Genomic DNA, 15,929 nt, shown 5'->3' with positions numbered 1-15,929 from the left:
CGCCGTAGACGCCCGTCAGCGGACGACGATGACATGTTCGCCGCGCGGGATGAGCTCGCCGACCACAGGCATACCGGGAAGCTCACCGGCTACCAGCAGACCGCCCGAGGTCTGCGCGTCCGCGAGCAAGAGGGCCTCGTTCTCGTTCACCGCCGAGAAGTCGGCGTGCGGCGACACCCACTGGAGGTTTCGCCGGGTTCCACCGCTGACGTAGCCATCGCGAAGTGCGGCTCGGGCGGGCTCGAGGTAGGGGACTGCGGCCGAGTCCACGATCGCGCTGACCCCGCTTGCCTGCGCGAGTTTGAAGAGGTGTCCCAGCAGGCCGAAGCCGGTGACGTCGGTGGCGCACCGGATCCCGGCGCGGACGGCGGCTTGCGCGGCGTCGCGGTTGAGGCGGGTCATGAGGGCGACCGCGTCGGGGAAGACCTCGCCGGTCGCCTTGTGCCGGGAGTTCAACACCCCGATGCCGAGCGGTTTGGTCAAGGTGAGTGGCTGTCCGGCCTGCCCAAAATCGTTGCGCAGCAATGTGCCGGGGTCGCCGATCCCGGTCACCGCCAGGCCGTACTTCGGTTCGGGGTCGTCGATGCTGTGACCACCGGCGAGGTAGCAGCCAGCCTCGCCGGCGACGGACAGCCCCCCGCGCAGTACCTCGCCGGCAAGCTCGAAGGGCAGCACGTCGCGCGGCCAACCGAGCAGGTTGACCGCCACCACCGGCCGGCCACCCATGGCGTACACATCGGACAGTGCGTTCGCCGCGGCGATCCGCCCCCAGTCATAGGGGTCGTCGACAACCGGCGTGAAGAAGTCGGTCGTCGCCACCAGCGCCAGACCATCCTGGATCCGCACCACGGCCGCGTCGTCCCCGGTGTCGAGCCCCACCACCAGTTCGCCGAACGGCTCGCCGGCCAGCTCGCAACCGGTCAGACCGCGCACCATCTCCTCCAGCTCACCGGGAGGGATCTTGCAGGCACAGCCACCACCGTGTGCGTACTGGGTGAGGCGGATCGATTCCGTGGCGGTCATCGTCGTATCCTCCGCCGATCGTCGGGTAGCCGCAGGGTCAGGCCGTTTCGGTCAAGAATCTCTAGGAGCGGCACGGCGACGCGGCGGGTCGTGCCGAGCGCCTGGCGCGCCTGGCTCACGGTGAACGGCTGCGGTAGGGCACTGAGCAGTGTCGCCGCATCCTCGATGCTGCCCGGTAGCAGCACGACGCCGTCGGCGATGCGCAGAAGGGCGCCCGCACGCACGGCGGCGCCGAGTTCACGCGGTCCCAGCCCGAGCTGGGTGAGTCGTTCCGTGGCCGGTGCGGCAAACGGATTCGCCGTGAGTTCAGCGCAGATTTTCTCGAGGGCTCGGGCGATCGGTGCCGGGAGCGCCGCCTGGCCGGCTCGGACAACACGTCCTGTTTGGACGGTCAGCGGGGGTGACACGAGGGCGTGCACCAGCGATCGGTCCGGCAAGCGCAGCGCCTGTCGGACCACATCGACCGGCGGGCCTGCCTCGAGCGGACGTTCTCTGTGCCAATCGGACACCAGCCGCGGCAGCTTCTCGCGCAGGCGCGCCCACAGCCGATCGTCGACCAGCCAGTCGTCCTGCACCGGATCGATCGTGCTGAGCACGCCCATCCGTCGCAGCTCCCGCTGCCGCACGATGCCGCGGCGGCGCAGTTCCGAACGCTCGTCGGCGTGCCCGTCGAGTTCGTCGAGGATTCTCGCTCGGGCCACGGCCGCACCTCGCCGGGCCAGCGCGGGCGGGGCTACGTCAAGCACGGTCAGGCCGCCGCCGATGTGGTGTGCGCCGGGATTGCGGAGCAGGCCACGGTCACCGATCCGAAGCGGTAGCTGGTGGGCGAGGGACAGGCGTGCGGTATCGGCGCCGATCGGCCGCACGCGCGCGGGAACCGCCGCCGAGCCGAAATGCAGCATCACGCTCCTGGGCAAGTCAGCCGCCGGATCACCGTGGACCCGGACGTCGATCGTGTCGCTCAGGTGGAATTGATCCGGGGTCAGCAAGGCGTCACCGCGGCGCAGTTCGTGTCGCTCGATGCCGCGCAGGTTCACGGCGACCCGGGCCATGGCGTCCACTTCGGACACCGGCTCGTGCAGCGCTTGCAGGGCCCGGACCCTGGCGGTGCGCGCCAGGGACACGACTTCGAGTTCGTCGCCGACGCGTAGCCGGCCGGCGGCGAGCGTGCCGGTCACGACAGTGCCACTGCCCCGGACGGAGAAGGACCGGTCGACCCAGAGCCGGACCGGCGCATCGACGTCGGGCCGGGGTAGGCCGGTCACCAGCCGGTCGAGGGCCGCGCGCAACTCGGCCATCCCGGTTCCGGCTGGCGCGCTCACCGCCACTGTCTCCACGTCGCCGAGCGAGGTGCGGGCGATCTCGGTGCGCGCCTGCTCGATGGCGGGCCCGGGGTCGGCGAGGTCGCTGCGGGTGATCACGCAGAGCCCGTGGCGAACGTCGAGGGCGTGCAGCGCGGCCAGATGCTCCGCCGACTGCGGCATCCAGCCCTCGTCCGCGGCCACGACGAAGAGCGCTGCCGGGACCGGGCCGATGCCCGCGAGCATGTTCGGCACGAACCGCTCGTGCCCAGGGACGTCGACGAACGCCACCGTCACGCCGGGCCGCAGTTGCGTCCAGGCGAACCCGAGGTCGATCGTCAACCCACGGCGCCTCTCCTCGGCCCAGCGGTCCGGCTCCATCCCGGTCAGCGTTCGGACCAGAGTGGACTTTCCGTGATCGACGTGCCCGGCGGTAGCGACGACGTACATGTCAAGCCTCCCGCACCGCTGCGTATACCTCGCCGTCCCGGTCCGGGGGCACACAACGGAGGTCGAGCAGCAGCCGCCCGCGCTCCACCCGGCCGACAACTGCCTTGGCGCGCAACGGTTCCGCGAGTCCGGCAGTGAGAGCGACGGCCCAGGACGGCAATTCGACCCCGGGTGCGCCGCCCCCGCCGACCACCGCGGCGGTGGGGACGGCCTCGGCGGCGATCCCGGCTTCGACGAGCCGTTTCGCCAGTGTCTCCGCCCGCTCCCGCAACTCGCCCGGAACGCGGCGCAGCGCCCGCCGGGTGGGGGACTCCGGCCCGCGCAACGTCGCCTCCAGTGCGGCGAGGGTCAGCTTGTCCACCCGGAGCGCGCGGGCCAGCGGGTGCCGGCGTAGCCGCTCGACGATGTCGGCACGCCCGAGGAGCAGGCCCGCCTGCGGCCCGCCGAGTAGCTTGTCGCCGCTGGCGGTGACCAGGGCGGCGCCGTCGCGCAGCGCCGTGGTCGCGTCCGGCTCGTCCGGCAGCGACGGCTCGGAGGTGAGCAGCCCGGAGCCGATGTCGACGACAACCGGGACGCCGAGCCGGGCCAGCTCCCGGGTCGCCACCGCAGAGGTGAACCCCCGCACGACGAAGTTGGACGGGTGCACCTTGAGCAGGAACGCGGTTTCCGGGCCGATCGCGCACTCGTAGTCGTCCAGGGCGGCGCGGTTGGTGGTGCCGACCTCGCGCAGCCGCGCGCCGGTGGACTGCATCAGGTCCGGCAGCCGGAACCCGTCGCCGATCTCGATCAGCTCCCCACGGCTGACCACGATCTCCCGGCCACCGGCCAGCGCGGTGGCCGCCAGCACCAGCGCGGCCGCGCCATTGTTGACCACATGCATCGCCTCGGCGTCCGGCACCGCGGCGGCCAGTGCCTCGAGCGTGCCCCGCCCACGCCGGGCCCGGTGCCCGGTTACCAGATCGAACTCCACGTCGGTGTGCCCCGCGGCGGCGCTGATCGCCTCCACCGCGGCCCCCGACAGCGGAGCCCGGCCGAGGTTGGTGTGCAGCACGACGCCGGTCGCGTTGATCACGGGGGTGAGCGTGGTGGCCCGCCGTGGTAATGCGGCCACGGCCGCGTCGGCCACCGATTCCGGTGCGATCTCGCCACGCCTGGCACGCTCTTGCGATCCCGCGACCACGCCCTTCACCGTTGCCCGGCCCAGCACTGCCATGGCCGAGACCAGCCGGGGATCGGTGAGCACGGCATCGGTGCGGGGCACCTTGCGACGCTGGTCCATGTCGCCTCCACGTTGCCGGTGGTGGCGGAGGCGGACGGGAATCGAACCCGCCTGACCCGGATGCCGGGCCACTCCGGTTTTGAAGACCGGGAGGGGCACCAGCCCCTGAACGCCTCCATCGACAACACTCTCCGCCGAGAGCGATCTGTCAAGTCTAGGCCGCGGGCCCGGCTATCGCAGGCGGGGGATCACTGGGCGCTGAAGATCACGGCCGCGCGCAATGCCAGCACGCCGAGCAGGACAACACCGGACATCGCCGCTGTCCGCGTCGCCGACTGGACCGCCACCGTCGCCCCTTCGGAGGTGACCGCGAGCCGGGAGGTGATCAGGCCTCCGACCCCGGGCGCCAGCCCGGCCAGCGCCACCAGCCAGAGCAGGAACCAGGGGAAGCCGAAGGAAAGGCCGAGTGCCCCGGCCGGGATCAGGGTGAAAACGAAGATCACGATCAGGGCCAGCTCGAGGACCGCGTAGAGGCGTTCGGAGACGATCAGCGGACCGCCGCTGGCATCGGCCGACATGCGGTACCGCGAGAGGAACAGCAGCAGTGCGGCCGACGCGGACAGGCCGGAGGCGAGGAAGAGCCCGCCGAGTGTCCAGGTGTCGCTCCACACCGGCTGGTTCGACACGGCCAGCAGCACGCCGGTGTAGCCGGCGACGAACAGGCCGAGGACGGTGCCCACGATCATGACCACTTTGCCGAACACACCACCGAGCACCCGGGCCACCCACCGCCACGGGAGCCGGCGGTCGCGTACCAGAGCGTCCACGAAGGACACAGTGGCGAACGCGCCGAACAGCAGTAGCGCCCATGCCCCGACGGACATCGGCGACCACCACCTGAAGACCAGGCCCGCCGCATCCGGCGTCGTGTTCCACAACATGTGCCAGAACCGCAGCGGGGTGCCGAGGTCCAGGATCAGCATGATCGGGCACGGGATCAGCGCCCCGAACGAGGCGTAGTAGCCGAGCCGGGCGGCCGGCTCGTCCGACGGATCGCCGCGCAGCCGGAACAGCGACGCGATGACGTAGGACCCGCCGGCGATCCCGGCGAAGAAGAAGTAGAACATGATGTACCAGGTCCAGGCGGGCGGCCCCGCGAAGTGCTGGACGGCGGCGACCGTCATCGCTCCTCGCCTCCCTCGGGTCCGGCCTCGGGCTTGGTCTCGTTCTCGGGGGCGGGTGGCGGCGGTCCGGCGTCCGGTCCTGGACCCTTCGGCGGTGCCGCGGCGGTGGGCTCCCGGCGGCGGCGCAATGCGACCAGGCCGCCGAACACGGCCAGAATGGCGGTGCCCAACGCGCCGAGGTAGCCACCAAGGTTGTTGCGGCGGGGCAGCACGGCGTTCTCCGCGTTCGGCAGCTTGTACTTCTCCGGTTCGTCCATGAGCAGGAAGAACGCGTTGAGTCCGCCGTAGACCTTGTCGTCCTCACCGTACAGGCGCGCCTCGGTGATCCCTTGGTCGTGCAGGTCGCTCACCCGCCGGCGCGCGGTCGCCCGGAGCTCCTCCACGGTGCCGAACATGATGGACTCGGTCGGGCACGCCTTGGCGCAGGCGGGTTCCAGGCCACCCTGCAGCCGGTCGTAGCAAAGCGTGCACTTCTGCACGACGCCGCGGTTGTCGTCTATTCCGATCACGTCGTACGGGCAGGCGGCGATGCAGTCGCGGCAGCCGTTGCACACGTCGGGCTGGATGTAGACGGTGTCGAACTCGGTCCGGATGATCGCTCCGGTCGGGCAGACCTCCAGGCAGCTCGCCTCCTTGCAGTGCTTGCACACGTCCGACATCATCAGCCAGGCCTTGCCCTGGCCGGTGCCCATCGTCTCGTCCGGGACGTTGTCGATGAACTTGACGTGCCGCCAGTTCTGGGCGTCGAGGCTCCCGGTGTTGTCGAACCCGTCACGGAACACCGGCTCGTTGCCCGCCAGCAGGTTCCACTCCTTACAGGCCACCTCACAGGCCTTGCATCCGATGCACACGCTGGTGTCGGTGAAGAACCCGTAGGCCGTACCGGGCTTGATGTCCACCATCGCCTACCACCCCATCAGATTGGGTGTGATCTTGGAGAAGCCTTGCTCAGCCGCGTAGAGGTCGAGCGGCAGCGCCGCGAGTTCGTCGACTTCCGGCACGGCATGGGGGTCGCGCCCCAGGTCGACGTCGATCAGGTACCGCCGGCAGCCCGCACAGGCCTCGACCCGCAGGTGCGGGAACGTCGCGTGCCCGTTCTCGCCCCTGCCGACTTGAGGTGCCTTGCCGCGTTCGGCGAAAACGGTCCGGCGCGCACCCTCGGTTTCGCCGCAGTAGGCGCAGGCGCTGGCGGAGAAGCTCCAACTCGCGGCGCACCGCGCACACTGCAGCCTGCGGCGCCCGCTGACGAGGCGGTCGCCGGTGTCCGAGCGGAAGCTTAGCTGCGGCTGCCCACCGCAGTGCGGGCAGCGCCCGTCGCCCCTGGGTGCGGGGTCGGCGGTTCCGGCGGCCCCGAAGCCCAGGGCCGCCAGCGGCCCCCGGAGTGTGGCGCGGGCCAGGTACCGTTCCACCGGGACGAGTTCCTCCCCAGCCAGCCAAGCCGTCAGGAGTTCTTCCGCCGCACCGAGATCGCCCGTGAGCAGACTGTCGGCGAGCCGCTCCGGGCCGGACGCCGCCGTCGCCGCGACGACATCGGGTAGCACGTGCCTTCCCGCCCAGCCGGCGAGCGACGCCGGCTGCTCTGACCGTGCCGCCGCCCACGACTGTTCCCACACCTCAAGCAGGGCAAGGTAGAGCGTCAGCGCCTCCGTGGCGAAGTCGTGCCGGTCGCGCAGAACCTCCGCCCGCCGGCGGGGTGCCGCCCACGGGGTCGATCCGACACGGTGCACCATCACATCTTCTCGATGTTGACGAGGAACGCCTTGAACTCGGGCGTGCGCGCGCTGGCGTCGCCGACAAACGGGGTGAGGGCGTTGGCCAGCCAGTGCTGGCCGGTGTTGATGCCCACGAAACCCCAGTGGATGGGGATGCCGATCTGGTAGACCTTCTTCCCATCGACCTGGAGCGGGCCCAGGCGCTTGGTCACGACGGCGCGCACCTCCAGCTTGCCCCGCTTGGACGAGACTCGCACCATATCCCCGTTCTCGATCCCCTTTTCCGCGGCAAGCCCGGCGGGTACCTCGACGAACGCCTCCGGTTGCAGCTGCACCAGGTGCTCGACGTTCTGCGTGACGTAGTGCTCGTGCTCGGTGAGCCGGTACGACGTTGCCACGTAAGGGAAATCCGCCGCGGTGCCGAAGCGGTTCGGCCGGCCCGCCTTCTGGTCGTACAGGAAGGCTGCGGGCGTCGCGGACACCTGCGGGTGCAGGGGGTTCTGCACCGGGGACTCGACCGGTTCGTAGTGCTCCGGGAACGGGCCGTCCGCGACGCCGTTGCTGAACAGCCGTCCGGTGCCCTCGCCGGTCATGATGAACGGCAGCGGGGCGTCCGGGCCGGGCGCGCTGGTCGGCGGGTAGTCCGGCACGTCGCCAACCCACTTGCCCGCGGCGGCATCCCATTTGATCCCGGGCCGCTTGGGATCCCACGGGTTGCCCGCGGTGTCGGCCGACGCGCGGTTGTAGAGCACTCGCCGGTTGAGCGGCCAGGCCCAGGCCCAGTTGGGGTAGAAACCCATGCCGGTCGGGTCGTTCTTGGCGGGATTCTGCACGCCCTCGCGGCGCTTCATCAGGTTGCCGCTCTGCGGGTACGAGCCGGTGTAGATCCAGTCGCCCGCGGTCGTCGTGCCGTCGTCTTTGAGGTCGGCGAAGGTCGCGAGCCGCTGGCCCGTGGCCAGGCTCTTACCGTTGATCTCCTGGGCGAGCTCGTCCAGCGCGGGCCTGGCCGGATCCTGGTAGGGGAGGGTGAGCTTGAGGACCGGGTCGGGGAGCTTTCCGCCCTGCTGCTGGTAAAGGTTCTTCACCCGGCTGTAGAGGTCCGCGAGGACCCAGTGGTCGTGCCGGGCCTCACCCTCCGGCGGCAGGACCTGCTCCTTCCACTGTGACCACCGGCCGCTGTTGACGAACGACCCGTCCTTCTCGATCCAGTGCGTGCACGGCAGCATGAACACCTCGGTCTGGATCTTGGCGGGATCCATGCCGGGCGCAGTCCAGAACTCCGAGCTGGTCGTGCGGAACGGGTCCATGACGCACAGCCACTTCAGGTTGGACAGTGCCTGCAGCACCTGGTTGGAGTCAGGGCCGATGCTCGTGGCCGTCATCCCGGAGAGGATGACCCCCTCCATCTTGCCGCGCAGTGCCTGGTCGAAGATCGACATCCAGGACGCGTTCGCCGCCGGCTTGGGCAGGTAGTCGAAAGCGAACTCGTTGGCCGCGGTCGCAGCGTCGCCGTACCACGTCTTGAGCAGGCTGACCATGAACTTGCGGTAGTTCTCGCCAAAGAAGTTGACCGAGTTCGGGCGCAGCTTCTTGCTCGCGCTCTGCTGCAGGTAGTCGGCCAGGTTCTGCTGTCCCGGCGCGGGGACCCGCAGATAACCGGGCAGGATGTCCCACGAGATGGCGTGGTCGGTGTTGCCCTGAATGTTGGCGTGGCCGCGTTCGGCGTTCATGCCGCCGCCCGGCCGCCCCATGTTCCCCAGCAGCAACTGGAGGAGCGCGCCCGAGCGGATGAGCTGCACGCCCGTGGTGTGGTGGGTGAGCCCGACCGCGTAGACGATCGTCATCACCTTGTCCGGCCGGCCCATCTCGCCGACCATCTTGGCCACCTCGAGGAACTCGGCGCGCGGGATGCCGGTGATGCGCTCGACCATCTCCGGGGTGTAGCGCTTGTAGTGCTCCCGCAACAGGTTCAGCACCGAGCGCGGGTGGTTGACGTCTACTTTGGCCTGGCCATTCTCCATTTCGTAGGCCCAGGCCGCGGTGTTGTAGGCACCGGTCTGCTGGTTGAAGCCGTTGAACATCCCGTTCTCGAACTTGTAGTCCGGACTGACCACCAGTCCGGCGTTCGTCGCGAACTCCACGTATTCCCTGTGGTACAGGTTGTTCTCCAGCACATAGTTGATCAACCCGCCGAAGTAGGCGACGTCGGTCCCGGTGCGGATGCGCACGTGCCGGTCGGCGACCGCGGAAGTCCGGGTGAACCGCGGATCGGCGTGGATGATCTTGGCGCCCCGGTCGAGCTTGGCCCGCATGACCCACCGGAAGCCGACCGGATGCGCCTCGGCCGGGTTGGCGCCGTTGATCAGGATCAGATCGGCATGCCGGATGTCACGCCAGTGGTTGGTCATAGCCCCCCGGCCGAACGAGGCGGCCAAACTGACCACCGTCGGACCGTGTCAAACACGCGCCTGTTGTTCCAGGTGGACGACTCCCAGACCACGCATGACCTTGGTGGCGAAGTAACCTTCCTCGGAGCTGAACGCGGCGCCGCCGGCGAAGGCGATGCCCTCACAGCGGTTCACCGTGTTGCCATCGGCATCCGTCGTGACGAACGTCCGGTCGCGGGACGCCTTGATGTTCTGCGCCAGCTTGTCCAGGGTGAAGTCCCAGGAGACCTGCTTCCACTCGCCCGAGCCCGGAGCCCGGTACAGCGGGCTCGCCACCCGCCGGCTCGAAATGGCGAGCTGCAGCGAGGTCGCCCCTTTGGGGCACAGGGTTCCCTCGTTCACCGGGCTGTCCGGGTCACCCTCGATCTGAAGCAGCTCGACCTTGCCGTTCGTTTCCTTCTTCGTGTACGCGAGCAGCGAGCAGCCCACCGCGCAGTAAGGGCAGACCGAGTGCGAGACGGTCGCTCCCTCGATCCGCAGCTTCTGCTTGACCCCCGCGGCCTTCGTCAGGTCGAAGCCGAGCGCCGACACACCCAGCACTCCGGTGCCCGCCGCGCTCAATCCCAGGAACTGTCGCCGGGTGACGTCCTCCACCGCCGGTCTCCCTTCCTCCGGCCCTGCTGGGTGCAATGCCCAGTAGCCCGCGGTGCGGGCCACGGTCGACCGTGCCGCACTATCGCGTCCGTAGTTATTCTCGTTCTACGGCGCGGCCAGCGCAATGGTTCAACCTTGAGCAAGCTGAAGATCGCGCCGATCACCGGGGTCGTCGGGGTTACGCAGCATGTCCAGCAGCTGGGGATCCGCCGGCACCACCAGGCCGGTGAACCCGCGCCCGGCCACGTCGGCGCGGGTCTCCCGCCAGGACTGCCGGCCCTGGGGGACCGGGACCGCCACCCAGCGTTCGCCCTCGTCCGCGCACTCGAAGGCGTTTGGCTCACCGGGAACCCGCCGGAAAACCGCCACGCCGACCTCGAGCGCGCCGGGGCCCGCGATGAGCGCGAGGCGACCGCGGCTCAGCCGCACGATCGTGTCGATCGTGCCGGCCAACCCCGGTGCGGCTGCCGTCTCGTCGGGAAGTGCGACGACGAGACGCACCCGGTACGTGACGACGGCGAGCGCTGCCGCCAGCGCCGGGACGTCGAGCCGCGGATCCGGCCCGCAGTCGACCCACAGGGCGTCGGCGCCGCCGGCGTCGAAAGCCGCCGCGTCCGCCAGCCACTCGGTCAGCTTGTCAGGCGCCTGATCGAGGAGGACGCCAACCTTGACCGGGCGCGGATCGTCCGTGCCCTCCTGAGACGGGATGTCCACCACCGGACCAGCCTACTGCGGCAGCCCCGCACCTATGGACCGTTTCAGAATGGTGATCTGCCCCGGATTTGACGGAGACTGGTCTGCCCCGGGTTTCGTGGAGTCCGGTCGATGGATTTTCATGCCACGACGGTCCGTTATCGGCCGGGGGCGATACGGGGTCCGACTCGCCTATTTGAGGGCTAGACACTGAGCATTTCCGCGTAACTGCCTGTGACGCTGGGTAGTGGCGGGCGGCGACACGCCGAACTGTTGCCTGACAAGATAAAGACGCAGAACCCCGATATGAAGTGGTCCTCCTACAGATCAACTTCATAGAGGTTCTGCGCCTGATGAGTGTGACATACACGGCCGGCCTGCCGGTGCGGGAACGCACCGTCGTGTTCGTGGCCAGCCTGCTGGATGCGGAACGTGCCCGCCGCGGCACCCGCGCCGGCCGGCGAGCGTTGACCACCGTGCGACAGGCAGTCCTGGTACTGCGCTGGTTCCTCGACGCTACGCGTGTGGCCCAGTTGGCCAGCGACAACGGGATCAGCCGCTCCACCGCCTATTCCTGCCTGCATGAGGGCATCGACGTGCTGGCGTCGCGGTCGCCGAAGCTGGAGCCGGCGCTGCTGGCAGCGAAGATGGCCGGGCACAGCCATGTCAGCATTGACGGCACGCTGATCGAGACCGACCGCTGCCGCACCCCTGGTCCCACGAAAGGCGTGGACCTGTGGTGGTCGGGCAAACACGGTAACCACGGCGGGAACATCCAGGTCCTCACGGCCCCGGATGGCTGGCCACTGTGGACTTCCGAAGTGCGTCCGGGCCGCGAACACGACACCACGGCGCTGCGGGAACATGCCGAGATCCTCCCAGCGCTGGCCGCCTGGATCGCCGAGAACCGGCCCGCGCACGGCGACCTGGGCTACGAAGGCGAAGCCAGCACGATCACCGTGGCGTTCAAGAAACCCAAAGGCGGCCAGCTCACCGAGGAGCAGAAGAAACACAACAAAGCTCACAACGGCAAACGCGCGGTCGGCGAACGCGGCAACTCGCGGCTGAAGATGACCTTCAAGGCACTGCGCAACGTCAGCCTCTGTCCACGGCGCATCGGCAAGATCGTCGCTGCTGCGCTCATGCTCCTGCACATCGACCACAACCGCACCACATGATCACACAGAGCAATAAGCCGTTACTCGGAAACGCTCACTGAGGGCTCGATGTGGGTGCGAGTGCGCGGTGAGTCGGAGGCGGACTCCTTCGTCATTGCTGGCGACAACGTCGACGTGTACGAGAACCTCACCGGTATCGATGGCAACGGCCTTATGATCCCAGGCGGTTGGGGAGCGGGGAGTCCGTTGAAGATCATTCTCGCGATGGATCAGATGCTCGAGACGGTCGACCGGGATCCCTACCGCATCGTTCCGATGCATGACACCAACCTCCCCGACAAGTTCCCGTCGCGCCGCACTGCTGCGGGCAACGCCGTCACCCAGATCCGGCTGGCGACAGGCGCCACTAGCTACGTTTGAGGAGACGTCGATGTTCAGGGTGACCGCCGGACCGCTCAGCGACGTCCTAGCCATCCGCCCTGGTGGAGGCCTCACCGTGGGCGTGACCTCCGGCAGCGAGGAGTGGGCGGTCGAGATCGGCTCGTTCGGCTACAAGTCCCGCCGGGGCCGTCCGGAAGTTGCACACCTCCGGTTCTCCGCGGCGGCGGAGACGTGGGCGGGTTACTTCCGGCCCGTGCCCCAGCGCGGTTACGGAACGATCGCCGGCCTGCATCGCCTTGGCGTGATGACGGTCGAAGGCGACCTCGTCGTCTTCTTCCGGGACCAGCTCCTGATTGAGTACGCCTTCACGGCGCTTCGTCAACCGTGCTCCGTTGAGAGCCCTTCACCGGACCACGATGGCGTCGTATTCGAGCCCGTCCATGGACGATACATTCGGATGTCTATCGCTGGTCGTCGTCACCGTCTCTACGTTGAGGAGGCGGGCACCGGCATCCCACTGCTGTGCTTGCACACTGCCGGATCGGACAGCCGACAGTACCGAGCCCTGCTCAACGACGCCGAGATCACCGACCGATTCCGGGTGGTCGCGTTCGACCTGCCGTGGCACGGCAAGTCCTCCCCGCCGGCGGGCTACCAGGACGAAGCGTATTCGCTCACCGTGGACCAGTACGGGGCCGTGATCATTGCCGTCTGCGACGCCCTCCGTTTGGACTAGCCGGTGGTGATCGGCTGCTCCATCGGGGGGCGGATGGTTCTCGAGCTCGGTCTGCGGTGGCCGGGGCGCTTCCGCGCCGCAGTCGGCCTGCAGTCGGCGCCCGCTGCCGAGAAGGGCCAAGCCGACTCCTTCCGAACGCTCGGTGTCGCCCGGCGCTCAGACGTGAACGGGCCCGAGGCCGCCGCTGGCCGGGTCCGCCCGCTGATCGGCCCAACGGTCCCGGAAGAACACCGCTGGGAGACATTATGGCATTACATGCAGTCCGGGCCGGGAGTATTCGAGGGAGATACCGACTACTACTTCGACTCGGGCAACCTCACCGACGAGCAGGTCGACAAGCTCAAGAATTCTAAGTTCCCGCTATTCCTGTTGGCTGGTGACTACGACTTGGGGGTGACTCCGGACATGAGCCGGAGATTTGCCGAGCGGGCCGGAGCGCGTCACTACGCTTTGATTCCGGGGCTCGGGACATTTTCCGATGTCCGAGGATCCGTCTCGTTCTCGGCAGTACCTCCTGCCCGTGTTGGACGAGATTGCTCAGCTGTCCTGACAGGGCAGGGCACAACTGGTCCCGAGAAGGGCTGCAGGTCCGGTACTCCTCAGCGGCGCGCCCCGGGAAGCTCGCTGCTCAGAACCTGTGTCAGTGCCGACGCGCCGCCGTCTACGAGGTGCACCCCGCCGGTCATCCAGGCCGACCGGGCGTCGGCCAGTAGCAGCGCGAGGTCCGTGACCTCGGAGGGCTGTCCCCAGCGCCGCGCGGGGATCGAGTTCTCCCAGGCGGCGACCGCCGCCTCCGGGCGCGGGGCCGTGCCGCCGATGTTGGTCACCACCGGACCGGGCGCGATGGCGTTGACGCGCACGCCGTAACCCGCCAGCTCGAGCGACGCCTGCTTCACCAGCCCCACCACCGCGTGCTTGGACGCGACGTACGGGTAGCTCACGCGCGGCTCCGGCCGCAGGCCCGCCGTCGACGCCGTCACGACGATGCTGCCCCGCTGCTGCCGCTTCATGATCCGCGCCGACTCCTGCAAGCAGCAGAACAGCCCGTCGAGGTTCACCGTCAGCACGCGGCGCCAGGCCTCGAACGGCAGCTCGTCCAGCGCGCCGCCGTCCTGCAGCATCGACGGGACACCGTTGACTCCGGCGTTGAGGAACGCCGCGTCCACCGACTCCAGCCCGCCGAACACCGCTCGCACCGCGCCGGGATCACTGACGTCGCAGACGTGCGCCACACCGCCGAGCTCATCCGCGACCTCGCGCACCGACTCGTTCACGTCCACCAGGTGCACCTGCGCGCCCTCGGCGGCGCAGCCGCGCGCCAGCTCGCGGCCGATGCCGCTGCCCGCTCCGGTCACGACCGCCACCTGTCCCGCGAACCGCTCCATCTTCTCAACCCTCCTGTGGCGCAACGAAACTCACTGTGCCCGCGTCGCCGTCGACCTCGATCCAGTCGCCCGTGTCGATCGAGCCGAAGGGGTCGAGGCCCAGCACGGCGGGCACGTTCAGCACGACCAGCCCGAGCGCCAGCTTGCTGTTCATCCGCGTGAACACGATCGCCACCGGGGCGGTGCCCAGCAGCTTGGCGAGGTGGAACTGCCCGGACCACCCCGACGAGCCCTTGGCGCCGGGGACGACGAGCACGCCCCCGGCGAAGCTCGCTCCGTGCTGGGGATGCCGGTTCTCCACGATCGTGCCGGTCTTGGGATCGATCCCGCCCCAGCCGGAGATCGGCGCGGTGCACACGAGCGCCGGCCCGTTCGCACACCCGCCGACGACACCTTTCCCGTGCAGTACCTCAGGCATCCGCCCACCGCCCGCTCACCGCGGCGTCCACGCACGCTTCGACGCTGCCGAACCAGCCCTGCACACCGGTGATCGCGGGCAGGTAGTGCGCCTGCTTGGCCGAGTCCGTTGCGAACACGCGTGTGCCGGGTGGCAGGAACTGGCCGATCGCCGGGCAGGTGTCGGACAGGACCCGGCCGCCGGCGCGTTCGATGGTCTCGACGTAGCCGCTGCGTTCGGCGATCGTGCGCAGCGCGCTGGGCGTGAACACCCATAGCGCCGTCGACGGCGCGACGCGGCGGCCTTCCAGCAGCCGTGCGACCGTTCGTACCTGTTCGAGTGCCGCGTGCGGGCAGCCGATCATGACGAAGTCCACGTCGCGGTTGGAAGCCGTGCGGCACAACGACTCGATCGTCGCCGCACGCGCGGCCGCATCGAACACCGATGTCGCCTCGGGGACGCGTCCGCCGAGGGCCTGCTCGACGGTGGCCGCTTCCGGTGTCACACCGGGCAGATGGTACATCTCGACGTCGCCGGAGGATGCCGCGGCGGCGCCGAACTGCTTTAGCCGCACCGGGTTCGGTGTGAGTCCGTCGCCGGTGAGCACTGGGACCGCGTCCTGGACCTGCTCGCCGACCCAGTAGCCGAGGATGTTCCAGTCCTCGGTGGTCACCACTGGGTGCCGTACCTCGATCAGGTGCGTGGCGCGGCGGTGCTGGTCGAGGTGGTAGCCGCAGTAGGGGGTGCGGCCGGTGAGCATCGACGCGGCCGCGGACTCGCGGCCCTCGGTGTTGGTGCGCGCGCCGAGCACCGAGTTGATGTAGACGACGGCGGAGGATTCCATCCACGCGCAGTGCTCGCCGTACCGGGGAACGTTGCCCACCTGGTAGGGCGTGCACGTCGAGTGCAGGTCCACGCCTTTCTCCGCGAGGTAGCGCTCGCTCTCGGTCATCGCGTCGGCGTCGGACCGGGAGATGCCCTGCACGTCCCAGTGCTCGCGGTCGCGGGGGCCGATCAGCTGGCAGCTGTGTGCGCGGAACGATGGCACGTCGACGGTTTCGTCGAGGTCGAGCGAGAACCGTGAGAACAGCGCGGCCGGGTCGGTGGTGCCGAGGACGCGGGCGTGGCGGGGGCCGAAGATGTTCGCGCCGCACACGTTGTCGGTGTCGATGAGCCGTTCGGCGCCCATGAGGTCGCCGTAGCGCACGAGCAGTTCCAGTGCTGCCTGCACTGCCCGGCCCTCTTCGCCGGCGAGCATCCGTTCGTCGGCGGGGCTCAGCAGCACGACG

The 15,929-nt window shown here is 69.2% G+C and carries 15 protein-coding genes and 1 tRNA gene; 3 read left to right on the top strand and 13 right to left on the bottom strand.

The features are described 5' to 3' along the window. Positions 1-15: 15 nt before the first annotated feature. From selD to FG385_RS15620, 10 genes are all read right to left on the bottom strand, one after another. Positions 16-1,023 (bottom strand): selenide, water dikinase SelD, encoded by a 1,008-nt coding sequence (gene selD, locus FG385_RS15665; RefSeq protein ID WP_139097472.1) that lies wholly within the window; start codon positions 1,021-1,023, stop codon positions 16-18. After that, complete coding sequence (gene selB, locus FG385_RS15660) at positions 1,020-2,774, bottom strand: selenocysteine-specific translation elongation factor (protein WP_139097471.1); 1,755 nt, start codon at positions 2,772-2,774, stop codon at positions 1,020-1,022. Before selB ends, selD begins: the two co-directional genes overlap by 4 nt. Position 2,775: 1 nt before the next feature. Then, positions 2,776-4,053 (bottom strand): L-seryl-tRNA(Sec) selenium transferase, encoded by a 1,278-nt coding sequence (gene selA, locus FG385_RS15655; RefSeq protein WP_139097470.1) that lies wholly within the window; start codon positions 4,051-4,053, stop codon positions 2,776-2,778. Between the two features lie 22 nt (positions 4,054-4,075). Next, positions 4,076-4,170: transfer RNA gene (locus FG385_RS15650), tRNA-Sec, on the bottom strand. A 71-nt stretch (positions 4,171-4,241) separates the two neighbouring features. Further along, positions 4,242-5,177 carry an NrfD/PsrC family molybdoenzyme membrane anchor subunit gene (gene nrfD, locus FG385_RS15645; RefSeq protein ID WP_139097469.1) on the bottom strand — a complete coding sequence of 312 codons (936 nt, stop codon included), beginning with the start codon at positions 5,175-5,177 and terminating at the stop codon, positions 4,242-4,244. After that, positions 5,174-6,079, bottom strand: coding sequence for a 4Fe-4S dicluster domain-containing protein (locus FG385_RS15640; RefSeq protein WP_139097468.1), 906 nt, complete (start codon positions 6,077-6,079; stop codon positions 5,174-5,176). The genes nrfD and FG385_RS15640 overlap by 4 nt, the downstream gene beginning before the upstream one ends. Positions 6,080-6,082: 3 nt before the next feature. Beyond that, entirely contained in the window at positions 6,083-6,907 is an 825-nt protein-coding gene (locus tag FG385_RS15635) for a formate dehydrogenase accessory protein FdhE domain-containing protein (protein WP_139097467.1), read from the bottom strand. Next, the gene (gene fdnG / locus FG385_RS15630) at positions 6,907-9,333 is read right to left on the bottom strand and encodes a formate dehydrogenase-N subunit alpha (protein ID WP_160148814.1); all 2,427 of its coding nucleotides are present in this window, start codon (positions 9,331-9,333) and stop codon (positions 6,907-6,909) included. Before fdnG ends, FG385_RS15635 begins: the two co-directional genes overlap by 1 nt. A 12-nt stretch (positions 9,334-9,345) precedes the next feature. Then, complete coding sequence (locus FG385_RS15625; RefSeq protein WP_160148813.1) at positions 9,346-9,930, bottom strand: twin-arginine translocation signal domain-containing protein; 585 nt, start codon at positions 9,928-9,930, stop codon at positions 9,346-9,348. A gap of 129 nt (positions 9,931-10,059) precedes the next feature. Beyond that, a complete protein-coding gene (locus FG385_RS15620; protein ID WP_139097464.1) occupies positions 10,060-10,647 on the bottom strand; it encodes an LLM class flavin-dependent oxidoreductase in 588 nt (195 codons plus the stop codon). Positions 10,648-10,976: 329 nt separating this feature from the next. Here FG385_RS15620 and FG385_RS15615 point away from each other — a divergent pair, with 329 nt between their 5' ends. The 3 genes from FG385_RS15615 to FG385_RS34370 are packed head-to-tail and all read left to right on the top strand — an operon-like array spanning position 10,977 to position 12,858. Next, the gene (locus FG385_RS15615; protein ID WP_139097581.1) at positions 10,977-11,801 is read left to right on the top strand and encodes an HARBI1 family protein; all 825 of its coding nucleotides are present in this window, start codon (positions 10,977-10,979) and stop codon (positions 11,799-11,801) included. 60 nt (positions 11,802-11,861) lie between these two features. Further along, positions 11,862-12,161, top strand: coding sequence for an MBL fold metallo-hydrolase (locus FG385_RS15610; RefSeq protein ID WP_139097463.1), 300 nt, complete (start codon positions 11,862-11,864; stop codon positions 12,159-12,161). 10 nt (positions 12,162-12,171) lie between these two features. Then, positions 12,172-12,858: an alpha/beta fold hydrolase gene (locus FG385_RS34370; RefSeq protein ID WP_200834478.1), complete on the top strand. Its 687-nt coding sequence runs from the start codon at positions 12,172-12,174 to the stop codon at positions 12,856-12,858. A 599-nt stretch (positions 12,859-13,457) separates the two neighbouring features. Here the strand turns inward: FG385_RS34370 and FG385_RS15600 are convergent. From FG385_RS15600 to FG385_RS15590, 3 genes are read right to left on the bottom strand one after another with little or no spacing between them, the layout of a single operon-like run. Further along, entirely contained in the window at positions 13,458-14,243 is a 786-nt protein-coding gene (locus FG385_RS15600; RefSeq protein WP_139097462.1) for an SDR family NAD(P)-dependent oxidoreductase, read from the bottom strand. Positions 14,244-14,247: 4 nt separating this feature from the next. Then, positions 14,248-14,661 (bottom strand): aconitase X swivel domain-containing protein, encoded by a 414-nt coding sequence (locus FG385_RS15595; protein ID WP_139097461.1) that lies wholly within the window; start codon positions 14,659-14,661, stop codon positions 14,248-14,250. Further along, positions 14,654-15,925, bottom strand: coding sequence for an aconitase X (locus FG385_RS15590; RefSeq protein ID WP_139097460.1), 1,272 nt, complete (start codon positions 15,923-15,925; stop codon positions 14,654-14,656). Before FG385_RS15590 ends, FG385_RS15595 begins: the two co-directional genes overlap by 8 nt. Between the last annotated feature and the right edge of the window lie 4 nt (positions 15,926-15,929).

Origin of the sequence: Amycolatopsis alkalitolerans (genome assembly GCF_006152065.1) — a bacterium.
In the GTDB taxonomy this organism is placed as follows: domain Bacteria; phylum Actinomycetota; class Actinomycetes; order Mycobacteriales; family Pseudonocardiaceae; genus Amycolatopsis_E; species Amycolatopsis_E alkalitolerans.
This window is presented reverse-complemented; position numbering and strand designations above follow the sequence as displayed.

Excerpts from the sequence above, each read along its gene's own strand:
- FG385_RS15635 (WP_139097467.1), bottom strand. The coding sequence starts at position 6,907 with ATGGTGCACCGTGTCGGATCGACCCCGTGGGCGGCACCCCGCCGGCGG.
- FG385_RS15600 (WP_139097462.1), bottom strand. The coding sequence starts at position 14,243 with ATGGAGCGGTTCGCGGGACAGGTGGCGGTCGTGACCGGAGCGGGCAGC.
- FG385_RS15595 (WP_139097461.1), bottom strand. The coding sequence starts at position 14,661 with ATGCCTGAGGTACTGCACGGGAAAGGTGTCGTCGGCGGGTGTGCGAAC.
- FG385_RS34370 (WP_200834478.1), top strand. The coding sequence starts at position 12,172 with ATGTTCAGGGTGACCGCCGGACCGCTCAGCGACGTCCTAGCCATCCGC.
- selB (WP_139097471.1), bottom strand. The coding sequence starts at position 2,774 with ATGTACGTCGTCGCTACCGCCGGGCACGTCGATCACGGAAAGTCCACT.
- selA (WP_139097470.1), bottom strand. The coding sequence starts at position 4,053 with ATGGACCAGCGTCGCAAGGTGCCCCGCACCGATGCCGTGCTCACCGAT.
- selD (WP_139097472.1), bottom strand. The coding sequence starts at position 1,023 with ATGACCGCCACGGAATCGATCCGCCTCACCCAGTACGCACACGGTGGT.
- nrfD (WP_139097469.1), bottom strand. The coding sequence starts at position 5,177 with ATGACGGTCGCCGCCGTCCAGCACTTCGCGGGGCCGCCCGCCTGGACC.
- FG385_RS15615 (WP_139097581.1), top strand. The coding sequence starts at position 10,977 with ATGAGTGTGACATACACGGCCGGCCTGCCGGTGCGGGAACGCACCGTC.
- FG385_RS15640 (WP_139097468.1), bottom strand. The coding sequence starts at position 6,079 with ATGGTGGACATCAAGCCCGGTACGGCCTACGGGTTCTTCACCGACACC.